19 protein-coding genes are annotated in these 18748 nt (G+C 54.4%); 4 read left to right on the forward strand and 15 right to left on the reverse strand.

The features are described from left to right. Positions 1 to 96: 96 nt before the first annotated feature. The 11 genes from phnK to ACJHX3_RS04225 form a co-directional block, all read right to left on the reverse strand. On the reverse strand, positions 97 to 855 hold the full coding sequence (phnK, locus tag ACJHX3_RS04175; protein ID WP_001075518.1) for a phosphonate C-P lyase system protein PhnK: 759 nt from the start codon (positions 853 to 855) through the stop codon (positions 97 to 99). Continuing rightward, positions 852 to 1697, reverse strand: coding sequence for an alpha-D-ribose 1-methylphosphonate 5-phosphate C-P-lyase PhnJ (gene phnJ, locus ACJHX3_RS04180; RefSeq protein WP_094308595.1), 846 nt, complete (start codon positions 1695 to 1697; stop codon positions 852 to 854). Before phnJ ends, phnK begins: the two co-directional genes overlap by 4 nt. Beyond that, positions 1690 to 2754: an alpha-D-ribose 1-methylphosphonate 5-triphosphate synthase subunit PhnI gene (phnI, locus tag ACJHX3_RS04185; RefSeq protein ID WP_001317555.1), complete on the reverse strand. Its 1065-nt coding sequence runs from the start codon at positions 2752 to 2754 to the stop codon at positions 1690 to 1692. The genes phnJ and phnI overlap by 8 nt, the downstream gene beginning before the upstream one ends. Beyond that, complete coding sequence (gene phnH / locus ACJHX3_RS04190; protein ID WP_000171616.1) at positions 2754 to 3338, reverse strand: phosphonate C-P lyase system protein PhnH; 585 nt, start codon at positions 3336 to 3338, stop codon at positions 2754 to 2756. The genes phnI and phnH overlap by 1 nt, the downstream gene beginning before the upstream one ends. Further along, a complete protein-coding gene (gene phnG, locus ACJHX3_RS04195; protein WP_000542773.1) occupies positions 3335 to 3787 on the reverse strand; it encodes a phosphonate C-P lyase system protein PhnG in 453 nt (150 codons plus the stop codon). The genes phnH and phnG overlap by 4 nt, the downstream gene beginning before the upstream one ends. Further along, positions 3788 to 4513, reverse strand: a complete 726-nt coding sequence (gene phnF / locus ACJHX3_RS04200; RefSeq protein WP_001295387.1) for a phosphonate metabolism transcriptional regulator PhnF — start codon at positions 4511 to 4513, stop codon at positions 3788 to 3790. It abuts the gene before it with no gap. A gap of 20 nt (positions 4514 to 4533) precedes the next feature. Beyond that, the gene (gene phnE / locus ACJHX3_RS04205) at positions 4534 to 5313 is read right to left on the reverse strand and encodes a phosphonate ABC transporter, permease protein PhnE (RefSeq protein WP_094321805.1); all 780 of its coding nucleotides are present in this window, start codon (positions 5311 to 5313) and stop codon (positions 4534 to 4536) included. Positions 5314 to 5418: 105 nt separating this feature from the next. Then, on the reverse strand, positions 5419 to 6435 hold the full coding sequence (gene phnD, locus ACJHX3_RS04210) for a phosphonate ABC transporter substrate-binding protein (RefSeq protein ID WP_000992000.1): 1017 nt from the start codon (positions 6433 to 6435) through the stop codon (positions 5419 to 5421). Positions 6436 to 6459: 24 nt separating this feature from the next. Next, positions 6460 to 7248 carry a phosphonate ABC transporter ATP-binding protein gene (gene phnC, locus ACJHX3_RS04215; protein ID WP_001193398.1) on the reverse strand — a complete coding sequence of 263 codons (789 nt, stop codon included), beginning with the start codon at positions 7246 to 7248 and terminating at the stop codon, positions 6460 to 6462. Positions 7249 to 7380: 132 nt separating this feature from the next. Further along, the gene (gene yjdN / locus ACJHX3_RS04220) at positions 7381 to 7824 is read right to left on the reverse strand and encodes a VOC family metalloprotein YjdN (RefSeq protein ID WP_001131339.1); all 444 of its coding nucleotides are present in this window, start codon (positions 7822 to 7824) and stop codon (positions 7381 to 7383) included. A 159-nt stretch (positions 7825 to 7983) separates the two neighbouring features. Continuing rightward, positions 7984 to 8319, reverse strand: a complete 336-nt coding sequence (locus tag ACJHX3_RS04225) for a zinc ribbon domain-containing protein YjdM (RefSeq protein ID WP_001300891.1) — start codon at positions 8317 to 8319, stop codon at positions 7984 to 7986. Positions 8320 to 8720: 401 nt separating this feature from the next. Here ACJHX3_RS04225 and crfC point away from each other — a divergent pair, with 401 nt between their 5' ends. The 4 genes from crfC to pmrR all read left to right on the forward strand — a co-directional run bounded on the left by crfC (position 8721) and on the right by pmrR (position 13791). Beyond that, on the forward strand, positions 8721 to 10949 hold the full coding sequence (crfC, locus tag ACJHX3_RS04230; protein WP_000288559.1) for a clamp-binding protein CrfC: 2229 nt from the start codon (positions 8721 to 8723) through the stop codon (positions 10947 to 10949). After that, entirely contained in the window at positions 10946 to 11824 is an 879-nt protein-coding gene (locus tag ACJHX3_RS04235) for a YjcZ-like family protein (RefSeq protein WP_024042036.1), read from the forward strand. The genes crfC and ACJHX3_RS04235 overlap by 4 nt, the downstream gene beginning before the upstream one ends. Positions 11825 to 12087: 263 nt before the next feature. After that, positions 12088 to 13590 carry a glycine betaine/L-proline transporter ProP gene (gene proP, locus ACJHX3_RS04240; RefSeq protein ID WP_001305708.1) on the forward strand — a complete coding sequence of 501 codons (1503 nt, stop codon included), beginning with the start codon at positions 12088 to 12090 and terminating at the stop codon, positions 13588 to 13590. A gap of 111 nt (positions 13591 to 13701) precedes the next feature. After that, positions 13702 to 13791 (forward strand): LpxT activity modulator PmrR, encoded by a 90-nt coding sequence (pmrR, locus tag ACJHX3_RS04245; protein ID WP_000797657.1) that lies wholly within the window; start codon positions 13702 to 13704, stop codon positions 13789 to 13791. Here the strand turns inward: pmrR and pmrB are convergent. From pmrB to adiC, 4 genes are all read right to left on the reverse strand, one after another. Continuing rightward, positions 13767 to 14867 carry a two-component system sensor histidine kinase PmrB gene (gene pmrB, locus ACJHX3_RS04250; RefSeq protein ID WP_162535779.1) on the reverse strand — a complete coding sequence of 367 codons (1101 nt, stop codon included), beginning with the start codon at positions 14865 to 14867 and terminating at the stop codon, positions 13767 to 13769. The genes pmrR and pmrB overlap by 25 nt on opposite strands. After that, the gene (gene basR / locus ACJHX3_RS04255; protein ID WP_000697915.1) at positions 14868 to 15536 is read right to left on the reverse strand and encodes a two-component system response regulator BasR; all 669 of its coding nucleotides are present in this window, start codon (positions 15534 to 15536) and stop codon (positions 14868 to 14870) included. It abuts the gene before it with no gap. After that, positions 15533 to 17176, reverse strand: a complete 1644-nt coding sequence (eptA, locus tag ACJHX3_RS04260; protein WP_001560281.1) for a phosphoethanolamine transferase EptA — start codon at positions 17174 to 17176, stop codon at positions 15533 to 15535. The genes basR and eptA overlap by 4 nt, the downstream gene beginning before the upstream one ends. 103 nt (positions 17177 to 17279) lie before the next feature. Beyond that, complete coding sequence (gene adiC, locus ACJHX3_RS04265) at positions 17280 to 18617, reverse strand: arginine/agmatine antiporter (RefSeq protein ID WP_000093154.1); 1338 nt, start codon at positions 18615 to 18617, stop codon at positions 17280 to 17282. Between the last annotated feature and the right edge of the window lie 131 nt (positions 18618 to 18748).

Genomic DNA, 18748 nt, shown 5'->3' on the forward strand with positions numbered 1-18748 from the left:
TTCGGGTGTCGGATGCGACGCTGACGCGTCTTATCCGACCTACGGGGAGCGCATTTGTCGGCCGGATAAGGCGTTTACGCCGTATCCGGCACTGGCTCAATTCTGCAAAACCGATGACACCAGCAACTGGGTGTACGGGTGGTGCGGGTCGTCGAGCACGCGGTCGGTTAACCCACTCTCCACCACTTGCCCCTGTTTCATCACCAGCAAACGGTCCGCCAGCAGGCGGGCGACGCCCAGATCGTGGGTAACAATCACTACCGCCAGGTTCAGCTCCACCACCAGGCCGCGCAGCAGGTCGAGCAGGCGCGCCTGTACGGATACATCCAGCCCGCCGGTTGGTTCGTCCATAAACACCAGCTTCGGATGCGTCACCAGGTTGCGGGCAATCTGCAAACGCTGCTGCATGCCGCCGGAAAAGGTGGTTGGCAGGTCGTCGATCCGGTTAGCGGGAATCTCCACCTCTTCCAGCCACTTCTGCGCGGTGGCGCGAATATCGCCGTAATGACGCGCCCCGGTCGCCATCAGCCGCTCGCCGATATTGCCGCCTGCCGACACCTGGCGGCGCAGGCCGTCGAGTGGATGCTGATGCACCACGCCCCATTCGGTGCGCAGCAGGCGACGGCGGTCGGCCTCGCTCATGCCATAGAGGGAACGGTTTTCATAGTGAATCTCCCCTTGCTGCGGCGTCAGACGCGCGGAAATTGATTTCAGCAGCGTGGTCTTCCCGGAGCCGGATTCCCCGACGATGCCCAGCACTTCCCCCGGCCATAAATCAAAAGAGACATCGCTAAAGCCTTTGCCCGGCGCGTAAAGGTGGGTCAGGTTATTGACCGAAAGTAACGGTTGATTCATTGGTTTTTTGCCTCGCTCTGTTGGCGGCAATAATCGGTATCGGAGCAGACAAACATGCGGTTTCCGGCGTCATCCAGCACCACTTCGTCGAGATAGCTGTGGGTCGATCCGCAGATGGTGCATGGCTCATCCCACTGCTGAACGGTGAACGGGTGATCGTCGAAATCGAGACTTTCCACGCGGGTAAACGGCGGCACCGCATAGATGCGCTTCTCGCGCCCTGCGCCGAACAGCTGCAGGGCGGGCATCATGTTCATTTTCGGGTTATCGAATTTCGGGATCGGCGACGGGTCCATCACGTAGCGCCCGTTCACCTTCACCGGATAGGCATAAGTGGTGGCGATATGACCGAAGCGGGCGATATCTTCATACAGTTTCACCTGCATCACGCCGTACTCCTCCAGCGCGTGCATAGTGCGGGTCTCCGTTTCGCGCGGCTCGATAAAGCGCAGCGGTTCCGGGATCGGCACCTGGAAAATAATGATCTGATCTTCGGTCAGCGGCGTTTCGGGGATGCGGTGGCGCGTCTGGATAAGCGTCGCATCGTCCGTACGTTCAGTGGTGTTTACCCCGGTCACGCGCTTAAAGAAGTTGCGAATCGACACGGCGTTGGTGGTGTCATCCGCGCCCTGGTCAATCACCTTCAACACGTCGCTTTCGCCAATCACGCTGGCGGTAAGCTGGATACCACCAGTTCCCCAGCCGTACGGCATCGGCATCTCGCGCCCGCCAAAAGGTACCTGATAACCGGGGATCGCTACCGCTTTTAAGATGGCGCGGCGGATCATGCGTTTGGTCTGCTCGTCGAGGTAAGCAAAGTTGTAGCCGCTCAGATTAGCCATGGTTCTGCTCCTGTTGCAGACGTTTGAGTAGCTCCAGTTCGGCCTGGAAATCGACGTAGTGCGGGAGTTTAAGGTGCGAGACAAAGCCTGCGGCTTCGACGTTGTCGGCATGCGCCAGCACGAACTCTTCATCCTGCGCCGGGCCTGTCGCGTGCTCGCCGTACTCCGGGGCTTGCAGAGCGCGGTCAACCAGCGCCATTGCCATCGCTTTGCGCTCGCTCATGCCGAACACCAGCCCGTAGCCGCGCGTGAAGTGCGGCGGCTCATCCGGTGGGTCGATAAAACCGTTGACCATTTCACATTCGGTCATCAGCAGTTCGCCGACGTTCACCGCAAATCCCAGCTCTTCCGGCACAATCGACACGTCGATATAGCCGCTGCGGATTTCGCCTGCGAACGGATGATTGCGTCCGTAACCACGCTGGGTGGAGTAGGCCAGCGCCAGCAAATAGCCTTCGTCTCCGCGCATGAGCTGCTGCAAACGGGAAGAACGTGAGCAGGGGTAAACCGGCGGCGTGCGGGTGATGTCGTCCGGCTGTGCGCCGCTATCTTCTTCAAACTTCGCCAGCCCCTGACGCGCCAGCAGGCTGAAAACGTGCGGCGACGGCTGTTGTGCGCTGTCGGCGGTGGTCAGCGTCGGCGCTTCGCCGTTTGCCAGCAGGGTGAAATCGAGCAGGCGATGGGTGTAGTCGTAGGTTGGGCCAAGCAGCTGGCCGCCGGGAATATCTTTATAAACCGCTGAAATACGCCGTTCGAGACGCATCTCCGTGGTGTCGAGCGGCTCGCTTACCGCCAGCTTCGCCAGCGTGGTGCGGTAGGCGCGTAGCAGGAAAATCGCTTCGACGTTATCGCCGCTGGCCTGTTTCAGCGCCAGCGCCGCCAGTTCGCGGTCGGCAATGCCGCCTTCGGTCATCACGCGATCTACTGCAAGATTAAGCTGCTGTTCAATCTGGGCGACGCTCAGTTCAGGCAAATCGGTATTGCCCCGGCGTCGGCTCTCTTGCAGGGCGTGGGCGGCGTCGATCGCCTTCTCGCCCCCTTTCACGGCAACGTACATCAGCACACCTCCACATGAGTGGTTCGCGGGATAGCCAGCAGCCGCTCGCCGCAGGTCAGGATCAGGTCGATGCCGAGCGGGAACGGGTGCGGGCGCTCGGTAAGTTCGTGCAGAATGCACTCCGGCAGCTGCGGAGCGATCATTCGTTCTTCGGCAATACCCGCGCCAGTAAGGCGCAGCATGCGCCCGCCGCTCAGGCTGACGACCTGTAAAATCAGCGTCGCGCCCGCTTCTGGCGCAACAGCGGTGCCGCTGGAAAGGGCGTTAAGCTGTTCGCTGGAAATCGCCTCATCCGTTACCGCGAAGGTCGCCAGTTCCGGCTGATTGACCAGCGGCGCATTGGTATGAAAACGCAGGCTCTGGCTGACGATATCGTTACTTAATGGCGCAGAAAGCCACACCGGCGTGTCGTTATCGGCCAGCGTCAGCAGCACGCTGGTGGTGGCGATATTCAGCGGCTGCCAGCCGCGTTTGAGCTGATGCAGGGCGACAATCACGCCCGGCTCGCTCATGGCCTTTAACAGGCGACGAAAACTGTGCTGGGCATCCTGCACAGGAAGCATAAAAGCGGTTTCCAGGGTCATGCGTTATCTCCGCGAACCATCGTAAAGAAGTCGACCCGGCTGGCGTTCACTTCGGCCTGGCGTGCGGCAATGCGTGCCATACGGTCAGCGTCCAGCGGGGCAATAAGGGTTTCTGATAAGTTTTGAAAATGGCGGGTTTGCTGCATCAGCGCGTCAATCAGCGCGCAGCGTTCGGCGTGCTGTTTGTCGCGCCCCAGCACCCAGCTGTAGCCGAGCGTGCCGTCAGTCAGGCGTACGGTGGCGCGGGTGAGCGTGGCGTCGCCAGCAAAAAAGCGTTCGCCGGTGCCACCCATCCGCGCCTGAATCTGCACCAGGCCGGTTTCAGCGGCGCGGATTACTTCATAGTCGGCAGTGATGTTCAGCGCCTTCAGGCGGGCTGCCAGTTCAGCCGGTTGGCTGTGTGCCAGTACGGACATCCAGTGCTGGCGGGTCGCGGTATCTGCGTGCATTCAGTGCTCCATAGTGAATTCAATCATGTCGGCGCGCGTCAGGCTGACGGAGTACTCCGCCGGGCTGCTTTCACCGTCACGGTGGTTAAGGGTGCGCACGCACAGCAGCGGCGACATATTCGGGATTTCAAGACGCTGGCACTCTTTGGCCTGGGCGCGGCGGGCGCTGATCCGCGTCTGGCTGCGGCGCAGCGCAATCCCCGTTTGCTCGCGCAGAAAATCGTGCAGCGAGCCGCTGTCGAAGCGTTGCAGCGTCGGCCAGAGGGTGAGGTCCGCAAAGTAGTGGTCGATTAAACAGAGCGCGACGCCGTTGACCCGGCGCAGGGTGCGCAGGTGGATAACGTTCTCGCCCTCGGTTATCCCCAGCGCGTCAGCGACGTGACCGGAGGCCGGGCGCAGCACCGACAGCAGTTTTTCGCTGGTGGGATGGCTGCCCTGATCCAGCAGGTTCTGGCTAAAACGCGCCTGGGCGTTGAGCGGGTAATCGAACGGGCGCATCAGCACCAGCACGCCGACGCCCTGACGGCGCTGTACCCAGCCTTTTTCCACCAGTTGGTCGATGGCGCGGCGCAGGGTGTGGCGGTTCACCTCAAAGCGCGCCGCCAGTTGCTGCTCGGCGGGAAGATAGTCGCCGCAGCGGTAGTGTTGACGAAGCTCCTGCTCAAGTTTTGCGGCTATCTCCTGATAGCGTGTTGGGTAGCTGGTCGGATGTGTAGACAAGTGCATAGATATCAATGCCTCGCTTATCAGATAAAGTGCTTACGCAACCATTGAGAGAGGAAATCCAGCAGGCTGACCGTGACGATAATCAGCACCATCAGGGCGCAGGTTTGCTGGAACTGGAAACCGCGAATCGCTTCCCACAGGGTGACGCCGATCCCGCCAGCGCCGACCATGCCAACAACGGTGGCCGAACGGACGTTGGATTCGAAGCGATAGAGGGAGTAGGAGATCAGCAGCGGCATCACCTGCGGCAGCACGCCGTAGAGGATCTCTTCGAGCTTGTTGGCACCAGTGGCGCGAATACCTTCCACCGGACCGGGTTCAATTGCTTCTACCGCTTCGGAAAGCAGTTTGGAGAGCACGCCGGTGGTGTGGATAAACAGCGCCAGTACGCCAGCGAACGGACCGAGACCGACGGCGACCACGAACAGCATGGCGAAGACCATCTCGTTAATGGCGCGGCAGGCGTCCATCAGGCGGCGAACGGGCTGGTAAACCCACCACGGCACCAGGTTTTCGGCGCTCATCAGGCCGAAGGGGATGGAGAGAACCACCGCCAGCGCGGTGCCCCAGACGGCGATTTGCAGCGTGACGGCCATTTCGGTGAGGTAATCCTGCCACTGGCTGAAATCGGGCGGGAAGAAGTCGGCAGCGAACGTCGCCATGTTGCCGCCGTCTTTAATCAGCGTGAGCGGGGCCATTTCCGCGCCCTGCCACGAGACGACCAGCACGGCGAGTACAATGGCCCAGCTCAGAAGCGAGAACCAGCTGCGCTTGGGTGGGGCGATGGTGATGGTTTGCATGTTTGGCTCCGGTCTGTAGGCCGGATAAGGTGCTTGCACCGCATCCGGCATCAACGTCTGCACATTGTCGGATGCGACGCCGTGGCGTCTTATCCGACTTACGATTTACTGCACCGCTTTACTCACCGAACTCATCGCGCTTAACGCGTTGTTCAGGCGGTCCAGGTCATCCAGCTGCGCCTGAATCGCGGTGGTTTTCGCCAGCTTGTCCTGCTCATTCAGCCCTTTATTGCTTTTCACGCCCTGCATCTCTTTAAACAGTGCTAGCTGGCGAATCGGCACCAGTTGCAGGTCGCTGGAGGCGCGGAACGGGGCCCAGCCCAGGCGTTCCAGCACCGCTTTCTCTTCCGGGGTTTTGCCGTAATTCATAAAGAAGTCGTAGATCTTGTCTTTGGTGGTTTCGGACAGATTTTTGCGCCAGACGATCGGATCGCCTGGGATCAGCGGCGATTTCCAGATCACTTTCAGCTCTTTGAGCTTCTCCGGTGCGGAGGTTTTCAGCTTGTCGAGGTTCTCGGTGTTGTTGGTCGCCACATCCACCTGCTTGTTGGCGACGGCCAGCGCGTTGGTTTCATGCCCGGCATTGACGGTGCGCTTGAAGTCGCTGGCGGAGATATTGTTTTTGGCGAAGACGTAGTAACCGGGGACGAGGAAGCCAGAGGTGGAGTTAGGATCGCCATTACCGAAGGTGAGATCTTTCCGCTTCGCCAGCAGATCGTTCAGGTTGTTGATCGGGCTGTCTTTGTTGACGATCAACACGCTCCAGTAACCTGGCGATCCATCCGCCGCGACCGTCTGGGCGAAGACCTGACCGTTGGCGCGATCCACCGCTTCCATCGCCGACAGATTGCCGTACCAGGCGATATCCACTTTATTGAAGCGCATCCCCTGGATAATGCCCGCGTAGTCCGGGGCAAAGAAGGCGTTGACCTTTACGCCCAGCTTCTTCTCCATATCCTGCAAGAACGGCGTCCATTGCGGTTTCAGGTTTTGCTGTGATTCCGTTGAAATAATGCCGAAATTCAGCGCCTTTTCCTGCTCTTCGGCGTGCGCCGGGCTTAACAGGGTGCTGAGGCTGAACATGCTGGTGAAGGCCAGCGAGGCAATTATCTTAGCGTTCATTCGTTTTCCTCAATGATGGGGATGTCAGGCAGCTTTCGCGTTTTCTTCGACGCGGTTGATGCTGCGGTAGAGATGGTCAAAACGTTCGTTATCAAACTGTTGGCTGCTGCCGTCGTAGAAGACGTGCCCCTGGCGCAGGGCGACGATGCGTTCGCAGTAGCGCAGGGCGTAATCCACCTGATGCAGCGTGACGACCACGGTAATGCCGTCGTTCTGGTTAATGTCGCGCAGGGTGTCCATCACGATGCGCGCCGATTCCGGGTCCAGCGAGGCGATGGGTTCATCGGCCAGAATCACCTTCGCCTGCTGCATCAGCGCACGGGCAATTGCCACACGCTGCTGCTGTCCGCCGGAGAGGGTGGAAACGCGCTGATGGGCAAAGTGCACCATGCCAACACGGGTCAGCGCCTGTAACGCGCGCTGTTTCTGCTCGCGGGTGAACCAACTAAAACAGGTGCGCCAGAATGGCGTGCTGCCGAGCGCGCCAATCAGCACGTTCTCCAGTACGCTCAGGCGATTCACCAGGTTGAATTGTTGGAAGATGTAGCCGGTGTTGGCGCGGCTTTTGCGGATATCGCGGGCCAGGCGGCCTTCGCGCTGGACTGTGCGGCCCAGCAGCTCGATATGGCTACCGGCAGATTTATCGCCGGTAATCAAACCGCTTAAATGACGTAAAAGGGTGGATTTGCCGGAACCGGACGGCCCAAGCAGAGCCACCATTTCACCGTGATGAATGTTCAGATCAACCGCATGCAGCGCCTGATGCTGATTGAAGGTTTTGGCGAGCTTCTCGACACGGATAATCGTTTGCATGATGCAGCCTCCCTAAAAAAGTGGCTCCATCGTGGCGGATTATCGTGACGATTTTGTTAACTAAAAGTGACTAACAGATGAAGAGTTAACGGGAATTCGATGACAGTGCGGGAGGGCGGGCCTCCCGGCGGGTTATTGCGTTGGTTGTTGTTTGACGACATTAATCATCCACGGTACGCCAAATTTATCGGTGACTTTGCCAAAGCCATGCGCCCAGAAAGTTTCCTGCCAGGCCATTTCGATTTTTCCGTTAGCTGCAAGGTTATCAAACCAGCGTTTTCCTTCTTCGACCTGTTGCGAATCGAGCACCAGCGTAAAGCCGGAGTAGCTGGCTTTTCCTGACGGCATGGCATCGCTCATCATGATGTCGCTTCCGGCAATGCGCACATTGGCATGAGCGATGGCGGTATCGGGAAATTGCATTCCGGAAGGGCAGTTCTCGGCGCTGTCCTGCGCTGATTTCGGCATTTCGCCGAAGCTGATTTTATAGAGCAGTTCCGCGCCCAACGTACGTTGATAATAGGCAATCGCGTCGGAACAGTTACCGGCAAAAGAGAGGTAGGGACTTAACGGCATGATGGTGACCTCAGTTAAGAGAAGCCAGTTAAGTGTAGTTCGAAATTTATACAGATGAGAGGGAAGCCTGATAAGACGCGGTCAGCGTCGCATCAGGCTGTCGGCATCGTTGCCGGATGCGGCGCGAGCGCCTTATCCGGCTTACCGATCACAATACAATCAGTTCTTTTTCACAAACTCAGATTTCAGTTTCATCGGACCAAAACCGTCGATTTTGCAATCGATGTTATGGTCGCCTTCAACCAGGCGGATGTTTTTCACTTTGGTGCCAATTTTCAGCATCGAAGAGCTACCTTTCACCTTCAGATCTTTAATGATGGTAACGCTGTCGCCGTCAGCCAGCAGATTGCCGTTAGCATCTTTAACGATCAGCTCGTCGCTTTCCTGTGCAGGTTCTGCGTCGTTCCATTCGTAGGCACATTCCGGGCAGATGTACATGCCGTTATCTTCGTAGGTGTATTCGGAGTTGCATTTTGGGCAGTGTGGTAATGACATGTGGATTTCCTCAAAAGTCAGCAGGGCAAAAGCGCCAAAAAACGGCAGATTGCCGAAAAAGGCCGCAATTATACACAAAATCCCTGAGTTTGTCGGGGGTACTGCTGATTTTAGACGACGATCGTTTTCATTTGAAAGGAAACGCAAAAAGAAAATAATCTTTTTGCCTCCATTTATTATTTAAGATAAGGTTAATGCTCTACTTGTTCTTTTTTTAATTCAAATGATATTTTTATCTTTCTGACGTTTTAAACGTATCGGAAGACGTTATTTATTCTAATAAAAAACAACGCTCTAAATATAAAATTATTTCTTGCAGTAATTATAAAAGCCGAAAACAGAACTCAAAAACAATCTGGCTAAATAAAAGTAACAAAATTTGCTTTAAGGAAGAATTTTCTATGTACACACAGACCCTGTATGAGTTAAGTCAGGAGGCTGAACGCCTGTTACAGCTTTCTCGCCAACAGTTGCAGTTACTGGAAAAAATGCCTCTCTCTGTCCCCGGAGACGATGCGCCACAACTGGCTTTACCCTGGAGTCAGCCTAATATCGCCGAACGTCACGCGATGCTGAATAATGAGTTGCGTAAAATTTCCCGACTGGAAATGGTGCTGGCGATTGTCGGTACCATGAAAGCAGGGAAATCAACCACCATTAATGCCATTGTTGGTACGGAGGTTTTGCCTAATCGTAATCGCCCAATGACTGCGCTGCCGACGCTTATTCGCCATACGCCCGGGCAAAAGGAACCGGTACTGCATTTTTCACATGTCGCGCCAATCGATTGTTTAATTCAAAAATTACAACAGCGCCTGTGTGATTGCGATATTAAGCATCTGACCGATGTGCTGGAAATAGATAAAGATATGCGTGCGCTTATGCAGCGGATCGAAAATGGCGTCGCTTTCGAAAAATATTATCTGGGTGCCCAGCCTATTTTTCATTGTCTGAAAAGTTTGAATGATTTGGTGCGACTGGCGAAGGCGCTGGACGTCGATTTTCCTTTTTCTGCTTACGCCGCCATTGAGTATATTCCCGTGATTGAAGTGGAGTTTGTCCATCTGGCGGGGCTGGAGAGTTATCCCGGTCAATTGACGTTACTGGATACCCCCGGGCCAAATGAAGCCGGGCAACCGCATCTGCAAAAAATGCTTAACCAGCAGCTGGCACGCGCCTCGGCGGTACTGGCGGTGCTGGATTATACGCAACTGAAATCGATCTCCGATGAAGAGGTCCGTGAGGCGATTTTGGCGGTGGGGCAATCGGTGCCGCTGTATGTGCTGGTCAATAAGTTCGATCAACAGGATCGTAACAGTGACGACGCCGACCAGGTGCGGGCACTGATTTCCGGGACGCTGATGAAAGGCTGTATTACGCCACAGCAGATATTTCCGGTGTCGTCGATGTGGGGCTACCTGGCGAATCGGGCGCGCCATGAGTTAGCCAACAACGGTAAGTTACCACCGCCAGAGCAACAACGCTGGGTGGAAGATTTTGCCCATGCCGCGCTCGGCAGGCGCTGGCGTCATGCCGATCTGGCTGACCTCGAACATATTCGTCATGCTGCCGATCAGTTGTGGGAAGATTCGCTGTTCGCCCAGCCAATTCAGGCGTTGCTTCATGCCGCTTACGCTAACGCCTCGTTGTATGCTCTGCGATCTGCCGCGCATAAACTGTTGAATTACGCGCAGCAGGCGCGGGAATACCTGGATTTTCGTGCGCACGGGTTAAACGTCGCTTGTGAACAATTGCGGCAAAATATCCATCAGATCGAAGAAAGTTTGCAGCTATTGCAACTCAATCAGGCGCAGGTGAGCGGCGAGATTAAACATGAAATCGAGCTGGCCCTGACCTCCGCCAACCACTTTCTGCGTCAACAGCAAGATGCGCTGAATGCGCAGTTAGCCGCCTTGTTTCAGGATGATTCGGAGCCGTTAAGCGAGATTCGTACCCGCTGTGAGACACTGTTACAGACGGCGCAGAACACCATTAGTCGCGACTTTACGCTGCGTTTTGCCGAGCTGGAATCCACCCTTTGCCGGGTGTTAACCGATGTTATTCGCCCCATTGAGCAACAAATCAAAATGGAATTGAGCGAGTCAGGGTTTCGTCCTGGGTTTCATTTTCCTGTTTTTCACGGCGCAGTTCCCCACTTCAACACTCGCCAGCTGTTCAGTGAAGTCATTTCGCGCCAGGAAGCAACGGACGAGCAGAGCACGCGTTTAGGCGTTGTGCGTGAGACTTTTTCGCGCTGGTTGAATCAGCCCGACTGGGGACGGGGAAATGAGAAATCCCCGACAGAGACGGTTGATTACAGTGTGTTGCAACGAGCATTAAGCGCAGAAGTCGATCTTTATTGCCAACAAATGGCTAAAGTTCTGGCAGAGCAGGTCGATGAATCTGTTACGGCAGGCATGAATACTTTTTTCGCTGAGTTCGCTTCATGTTTGACGGAATTACAGACGCGTTTACGCGAAAGCCTGGCTCTGCGTCAACAAAATGAATCGGTGGTCAGGCTGATGCAGCAGCAATTGCAGCAGGCTGTGATGACTCACAGCTGGATTTACACCGACGCTCAGCTGTTACGCGATGATATTCAAACACTTTTCACGGCAGAACGATATTGACCAAGACGTTACTGGACGGCCCCGGTCGCGTGCTGGAGTCGGTTCATCCGCGCTTTTTAGTGGATCTGGCGCAGGGCGATGATGCCCGCCATCCACAAGCCCATCAGCAGCAGTTTCGTGAACGACTGATGCAGGAACTTCTTGCGCGTGTGCAGCTTCAGGCATGGACGAACGGCGGGATGTTAAATGCGCCGCTTAGCCTGCGTCTGACATTGGTGGAAAAACTGGCGTCGATGCTGGATCCCGGTCATCTGGCGCTGACGCAGATCGCGCAGCATCTGGCGCTGCTGCAAAAAATGGATCACCGCCAGCACTCTGCTTTCCCGGAGCTCCCCCAGCAAATTGCCGCCTTGTATGAGTGGTTTTCAGCCCGTTGTCGCTGGAAGGAAAAGGCGTTAACGCAACGAGGCCTACTGGTGCAGGCGGGTGATCAGAGCGAGCAAATTTTTACCCGCTGGCGTGCTGGGGCGTATAACGCCTGGTCGTTGCCTGGGCGCTGCTTTATCGTTCTGGAGGAGTTGCGCTGGGGTGCATTTGGCGATGCCTGCCGTCTGGGAAGCCCGCAAGCGGTGGCGTTGTTGCTGGGTGATTTGCGCGAGAAAGCGACACAACATCTGGCAGAGAGTATCAATGCGGCACCGACCACGCGTCACTATTACCATCAGTGGTTTGCCTCTTCGACCATTCCGACGGGCGGGGAGCATGCTGATTTTTTAAGTTGGCTGGGAAAGTGGACCACGGCAGATAAACAACCCGTTTGCTGGTCAGTGACCCAACGCTGGCAAACTGTCGCGCTGGGGATGCCACGACTCTGTTCAGCGCAGCGTCTGGCGGGGGCAATGGTCGAGGAAATCTTCTCTGTAAATTTGGTGTAAATAATCAGTTACATCAATGAGTCATAAACGAAATCCATGTGTGAAGTTGATCACAAATTTAAACACTGGTAGGGTAAAAAGGTCATTAACTGCCCAATTCAGGCGTCAACTGGTTTGATTGTACATTCCTTAACCGGAGGGTGTAAGCAAACCCGCTACGCTTGTTACAGAGATTGCATCCTGCAATTCCCGCTCCCCTTTTGCGGCCGTCGCGCTGATTTTTCTGGCGTTTGCGGAAATGGGCCAACTCTGCGAGGAAAGCTATGCTGAAAAGGAAAAAAGTAAAACCGATTACCCTTCGTGATGTCACCATTATTGATGACGGTAAACTGCGTAAAGCCATTACCGCAGCATCACTGGGTAATGCAATGGAATGGTTCGATTTTGGTGTTTATGGTTTTGTTGCTTACGCATTAGGTAAAGTTTTTTTCCCGGGGGCTGACCCCAGCGTGCAGATGGTTGCTGCACTTGCCACTTTCTCCGTTCCCTTTCTGATTCGACCGCTTGGCGGACTCTTCTTTGGTATGTTGGGCGATAAATATGGTCGCCAGAAGATCCTCGCTATCACTATTGTGATTATGTCGATCAGTACGTTCTGTATTGGCTTAATACCGTCCTACGACACGATTGGTATTTGGGCACCGATTCTGCTGTTGATCTGTAAGATGGCACAAGGTTTCTCGGTTGGTGGTGAATATACCGGGGCGTCGATATTTGTTGCGGAATACTCACCTGACCGTAAACGTGGCTTTATGGGCAGCTGGCTGGACTTCGGTTCTATTGCCGGGTTTGTGCTGGGTGCGGGCGTGGTGGTGTTAATTTCGACCATTGTCGGCGAAGCGAACTTCCTCGACTGGGGCTGGCGTATTCCGTTCTTTATTGCTCTGCCGTTAGGGATTATCGGGCTTTACCTGCGCCATGCGCTGGAAGAGACTCCGGCGTTCCAGCAGCATGTTGATAAACTGGAACAGGGCGACCGCGAAGGTTTGCAGGATGGCCCGAAAGTCTCGTTTAAAGAGATTGCCACCAAACACTGGCGCAGCCTGTTGACGTGTATTGGTCTGGTAATTGCCACCAACGTGACTTACTACATGTTGCTGACCTATATGCCGAGTTATTTGTCGCATAACCTGCATTACTCCGAAGACCACGGGGTGCTGATTATTATCGCCATTATGATCGGTATGCTGTTTGTCCAGCCGGTGATGGGCTTGCTGAGTGACCGTTTTGGCCGTCGTCCGTTTGTGCTACTTGGTAGTGTTGCACTGTTTGTGTTGGCGATCCCGGCGTTTATTCTGATTAACAGTAACGTCATCGGCCTGATTTTTGCCGGGTTACTGATGCTGGCGGTGATCCTTAACTGCTTTACGGGCGTTATGGCTTCTACCTTGCCAGCGATGTTCCCGACGCATATCCGATACAGCGCGCTGGCGGCGGCATTTAATATTTCGGTGCTGGTTGCCGGTCTGACGCCAACACTGGCGGCCTGGCTGGTCGAAAGCTCGCAGAATCTGATGATGCCTGCCTATTACCTGATGGTAGTGGCGGTGGTTGGTTTAATCACCGGCGTAACCATGAAAGAGACGGCAAATCGTCCGTTGAAAGGTGCGACACCGGCGGCGTCAGATATACAGGAGGCGAAGGAAATTCTCGTCGAGCATTACGATAATATCGAGCAGAAAATCGATGATATTGACCACGAGATTGCCGATTTGCAGGCGAAACGTACCCGCCTGGTGCAGCAACATCCGCGAATTGATGAATAAGCTGAAACGGATGGCCTGATGTGACGCTGTCTTATCAGGCCAATTGAAGTCTTAAGGTTCACTTAATCTCTGACGCGCATACTCTCCTCCAGGTTAACGGAGGAGAGTGCAATGAAAAACCGTGTTTATGAAAGTTTAACTACCGTGTTCAGCGTGCTGGTGGTCAGCAGCTTTCTTTATATCTGGTTTGCCACGTACTGATCTTTCTTCAGCCGTACCCAGGCCCGCGTGCCGGAAGTCTCTTGCCGGTTTTGCAGGAAAAACTGCCCGTGATGCAACTGTGTAATGCGGCTGACAATACTTAACCCCAGACCAATCCCGCCATAACGGCTGTCCATACGTACAAACGCTTTACTCAACTCCCCGCATTTACTCTCATCAATACCCGGTCCTTCATCTTCAACGGCCATGACCGCTCCGCCATCTTCTTGCAGCTTAATCATAATGTTGCTGCCTTGCGGGCTGTAACGATGGGCGTTTTCTACCAGGTTTCGCAATAACATCCGCAGCAGGGTTGCATCACCCTGAACGGTGATGTCGGCGGCGCTCTCTGGCAATAGCAGGGTTTGCTGTCGCTGGTCGAGCATGGTACTGAGTTCGTCATACGAGGGGAGAATGACATCTTCCAGCAGTTTTACATGTTGATAATTCCCGGAAGAAAATGACTGTCCGGCACGCGCCAGTTGCAGCAGCTGGGAGACGCTCTCCATCATCTGATCAAGCCGTGCCACTAACGGTGCTACATCAATGTGATGCGTTTTCGCCAGCAGTTCCAGATGCAAACGCACCCCCGCCAGTGGCGTTCGCAGTTCGTGCGCGACGTCAGCGGTAAACAACCTTTCGTTATCCAGCGTGCTGGTCAGGCGACTGACCAGATCGTTCAACGCCGAAACCACCGCTTCGATTTCGAGGGTGGCGCTGTGAATGGCAATAGGCGTTAAGTTGTCGGCGGTGCGCGCTTCCAGCTCTTTTTGCAGCTCCGCCAGCGGGCGGGTGATGCGGCGTACCGCCTGATAGCAGATAAATAGCGTCAGGCTGACCATAAAGACGCCGGGGACGATCAGGCTGGCGACCGCCTCGCGGATCTCACGCATGATGTGGCGATCGTTGTTGCGATTGTCGCGTAGCGCCTGCTCAAACAGCTGAATCTGCTCGGTACTTTCATGCCATAGCCAGAAGACGCTGATCAGCTCAAACACCAACAAAATGGTCCCAATGGTCAATATCAGCCGTTGGCGCAGCGATATTGGTCGGCGCAGAAAACGCATCAGATTCAATTAGTTTTCCTCATTCGCGACCAGCATATAGCCAAAGCCGCGCACGGTGCGGATACGGGCTTTGCCCACTTTGTCGCGCAGATTGTGGATATGCACTTCCAGGGTGTTGGTCGAGGGTTCATTGTCCCAGTTATAGATGTCGTTGTAGAGAATTTCCCGATGCACCGGACTGCCTGCTTTGAGCATTAACCGTGACAGCAGAGCATATTCTTTGGGCGTCAGAATCAACTCTTCACCGCCCATCCATACCTGACGGCGACCCATATTCAGCGTCAGATTGCCAACAATCAGCTCACTTTCGCCCTGATTATTATGGCGTCGTAGCAGGGCGCGGATACGGGCGTGTAACTCTTCCAGCGCAAAAGGCTTCACCAGATAGTCATCGGCACCGACATCCAGCCCGGCGATTTTGTCGGTCAGCGTATCGCGAGCGGTGAGGATCAGTACCGGCAGGGTGTATTTTTTCTGCCGGATACGGGCGAGAAAATGCAGTCCATCTTCGTCGGGTAACCCTAAATCCAGTACCACCAGGCTGTAATGACCGGCCTCAAGGCTTTGTTCCGCCATCCGCGCGGTTGTCACGCCATCGCACGCGTAGCCTTCGGTTTGTGCCGCCAGAATCAATCCCTGCAATAACAGCGTATCGTCTTCAACAATCAGAATTTTCATTCACTCACTCTCCTGCAAGTTTGCAGAATATCATCCGCAGCCTGGTAATACTTCGTCTCAACGCCAGTTAATCCCAATAGCGTGGAGAATAAATTATCTTGTGAATAGTGTTGCGTTTGCGCCTGTTTTTGCAGGCAGTTCTGGTCAACCTGATACCGTTTTTGATAATCCTCCGACAGCCACAGCAGCATTGGCACCTGTTTTTGGCTATCCGGGGCGATGGCATAAGGCAGACCGTGCAGATAGATGCCATTTTCACCTAACGACTCACCGTGGTCAGAAAGATAAACCAGGCTGGTGGTAAATTTATCCTGATGTTCTTTCAGCAGATTAATCGCTTTATCAACAATATAGTCGACGTAAACCAGCGTGTTGTCGTAAGTGTTCACCAGTTGCTCTTTGGTACAGGTCTGGATCTCGTTAGTGTCGCAGGTTGGGGTAAATTTCCTGAACTGCGGCGGATAGCGGTTGTAATAGGTCGGACCGTGGCTGCCGATGGTGTGTAAGACAATCACGCCATCACCCTGCAGGTTATTGATGTACTCTTCCAGCCCGTGGAACAGCACTTCGTCATAGCATTCGCCGTTGATGCACTGACCAGGCAGATTCAGCGCGGTGACGTTCTGGTGAGGCACGCGGTCGCAGGCACCTTTACAGCCGCCATCGTTGTCATTCCACAGCACGTTGATGCCCGCTCGCTGAATGATATCCAGCACGCCTTCCTGGTGCTGTGCCAGCTCTTCTTTGTAGTGCTCTCGCGGCATATCCGAGAACATGCACGGTACTGAAACTGCCGTTGCCGTGCCGCAAGATGCGGTATTAGGGAAATAGACCACGTTATCTTTCGCCAACCGCGGGTTAGTTTCACGCGGGTAGCCGTTGAGGGAGAAGTTCTCCGCCCGCGAGGTTTCACCGACAATCAGGATGGTCAAATTTTTACGTGTCTCGTTCTGCATTAATGGGTTGCGGTGCGCGTCTTCTCCAATTCGCACCAGCGGCAGATTTGCCAGTCGCTGATGGGAGTACCATGACCAGCTGGCAACAATGCTGTTAGAGGGGCTTAAGGACTTCACCAGCTCTTTGTTGTTGCGAAACAACGAGGCGTAGTCTTTATAAAACAGTGCGGCGACCAGCAAAATCAGCAGTACAGAAACCAGAATATTGGCTCCACGGAAAAGAACACTGCGCAGGCGCGAGGCGGCAGGTTTGATTTTAATCCAGCAGGCAATCAGCGCAGCAAGCACGCCGCTGAATCCCAACGTTAATAACATTTGTGGCGTCATCAACGCATAACTTTCTGCCGGAGTGGTATCAATAATATTGGCAATCATCGAGCGGTCGATGACGATGCCGTAAGTCATTATGAAATATTGTGCAGCCGCGCCGACCAGAATAAACAGGCAGGCCAGCGGTCGATTAAGCCATAAGAAAGAGCTTAGTGTCAGGACAATATTAATCACGCTGAAAGCGACGACCGGCATCGACAAGAAAACCAGTACGTTATGCAGCGAGTCCAGCGGCAGCGCCTGTAACACCTGTTTAAAAAAGGCAATATTCAGGCAGATAGAGATATAAAAAGCGGCCAACAATAGCCAGGCGAGTAAATTCAAAGAGGGTCTTTTTAGTAGGCGCTTCAACATCACGGTGTTTCCATCGAACAAAGTGCGCATATGCTCGCAAAGCAAAATTAAGCCAACCTTAAGTTCTTAAGGTTGGCTTTTATGTTTGCTGGATTAAGGGGAATTAATCTTTGCTTATTGGTGCATCTAAGGGATACGGGTTTTTATGCAGCCGGTTGTAATTCAGCGCATACATGGCGGTGATGACCATCAGGGTGACAAATGACCACATAACCTCTTTCGCCCCGGACCCCACCACGGCCCAGATGCAGTAGAGGAAGGCAATGGTAGTAACTGCCAGATATGCCGGGCGTGCTTTACCAAAGTGACCGTGGCCGAGCAGCAGTAACGCCGCACAGGTGTAAAGATATGGCACCAGTGTAAAGATGACCGAGACGGAAGAAACCAGACCGAACTCTTTGGTCGCGTTTGGTGAAATGCTGCTGAGCTGGAAGATGGTCATCAAAATACCGACGATAATCAGCCCCGCCACTGGTGTACCCGCTTTATTAACACGGGCAAAAATTGGTGGGAACAGTCCGTCATCGGCAGCGGCTTTCGCCGTTTGACCCGCCAGCAATGTCCAGCCGCCCAGTGAACCTAAGCAACCCGCAGCTGCGCAGAAGGAAACAATGGCCCCGGCGGTGTCACCCAACGCCATCCGTGCGGCATCACCGAATGGCGAGGCAGAAACGCGCAGTGCGGCATTAGGGATCATCCCCATAATCGCGGTGGTGGAGAGCACATAGCAAACGGCGGCAATCAATACCCCACCAATGGTGGCTATAGGGACGTTGCGTTTCGGGTTTTTCACCACACCTGCGGCAACGGAGGCACTTTCCACACCGATGAACGACCACAGCGTAACGTTAAGGGTACTTTGAATCGCGCCGAAGGTGCCCAGGCCGCTGACGTTCCATGCCGCCATATAGGTTTCACCACGGAACCAGAACCAGCCAAATACGGCAATCCCGACGATGGGGATCAGCGCCAGCACGGTGGCAACGGCCTGCACGCGGGTGATCATTTTCGGACCGACAATATTCAGCAGGACGAAGATCCACAGCACCACGACGCAGGTGATGGTTAATACCAATGGATCTTTCAGAATCGGGAAGAAGTAACTTAAATAACCTACGCCAATGACCACCATGGCGATATTGCCGATCCAGCAGGCCAGCCAATAGAGGACGTTGGTTTGATAACCGAGAAACGGGCCAAAGCAGCGGCGGGCGTAAGCGTAAGAACCACCAGGACTTGGGTCGAGGAACGACATTTTGGCGTATACCATCGAGAGCCCCAGCGCACCGATAATCGTCACCAACCATCCATAAATGGCAATCCCGCCAGTGGAGGCCAGGTTTGCAGGTAACAGAAAAACACCTGACCCCATAATATTCCCCGACACCATCAGGGTGACGGGGATTAAGCCCACTTTGTGAGCATCAGCATCCGAAGACATAATTAAACTCCTGCGAAGGCGAGCTTCGTGACAATAAATTACGTCATATCATACGCCTGCATTCGATAGTTGAATTATTATCGACCGGGTTATCGCTGATGCCGTTATTAATATAGCTCTTCGTTAAGGTT

It is taken from the genome of Escherichia sp. WS1265, from assembly GCF_046487585.1.
In the GTDB taxonomy this organism is placed as follows: domain Bacteria; phylum Pseudomonadota; class Gammaproteobacteria; order Enterobacterales; family Enterobacteriaceae; genus Escherichia; species Escherichia coli.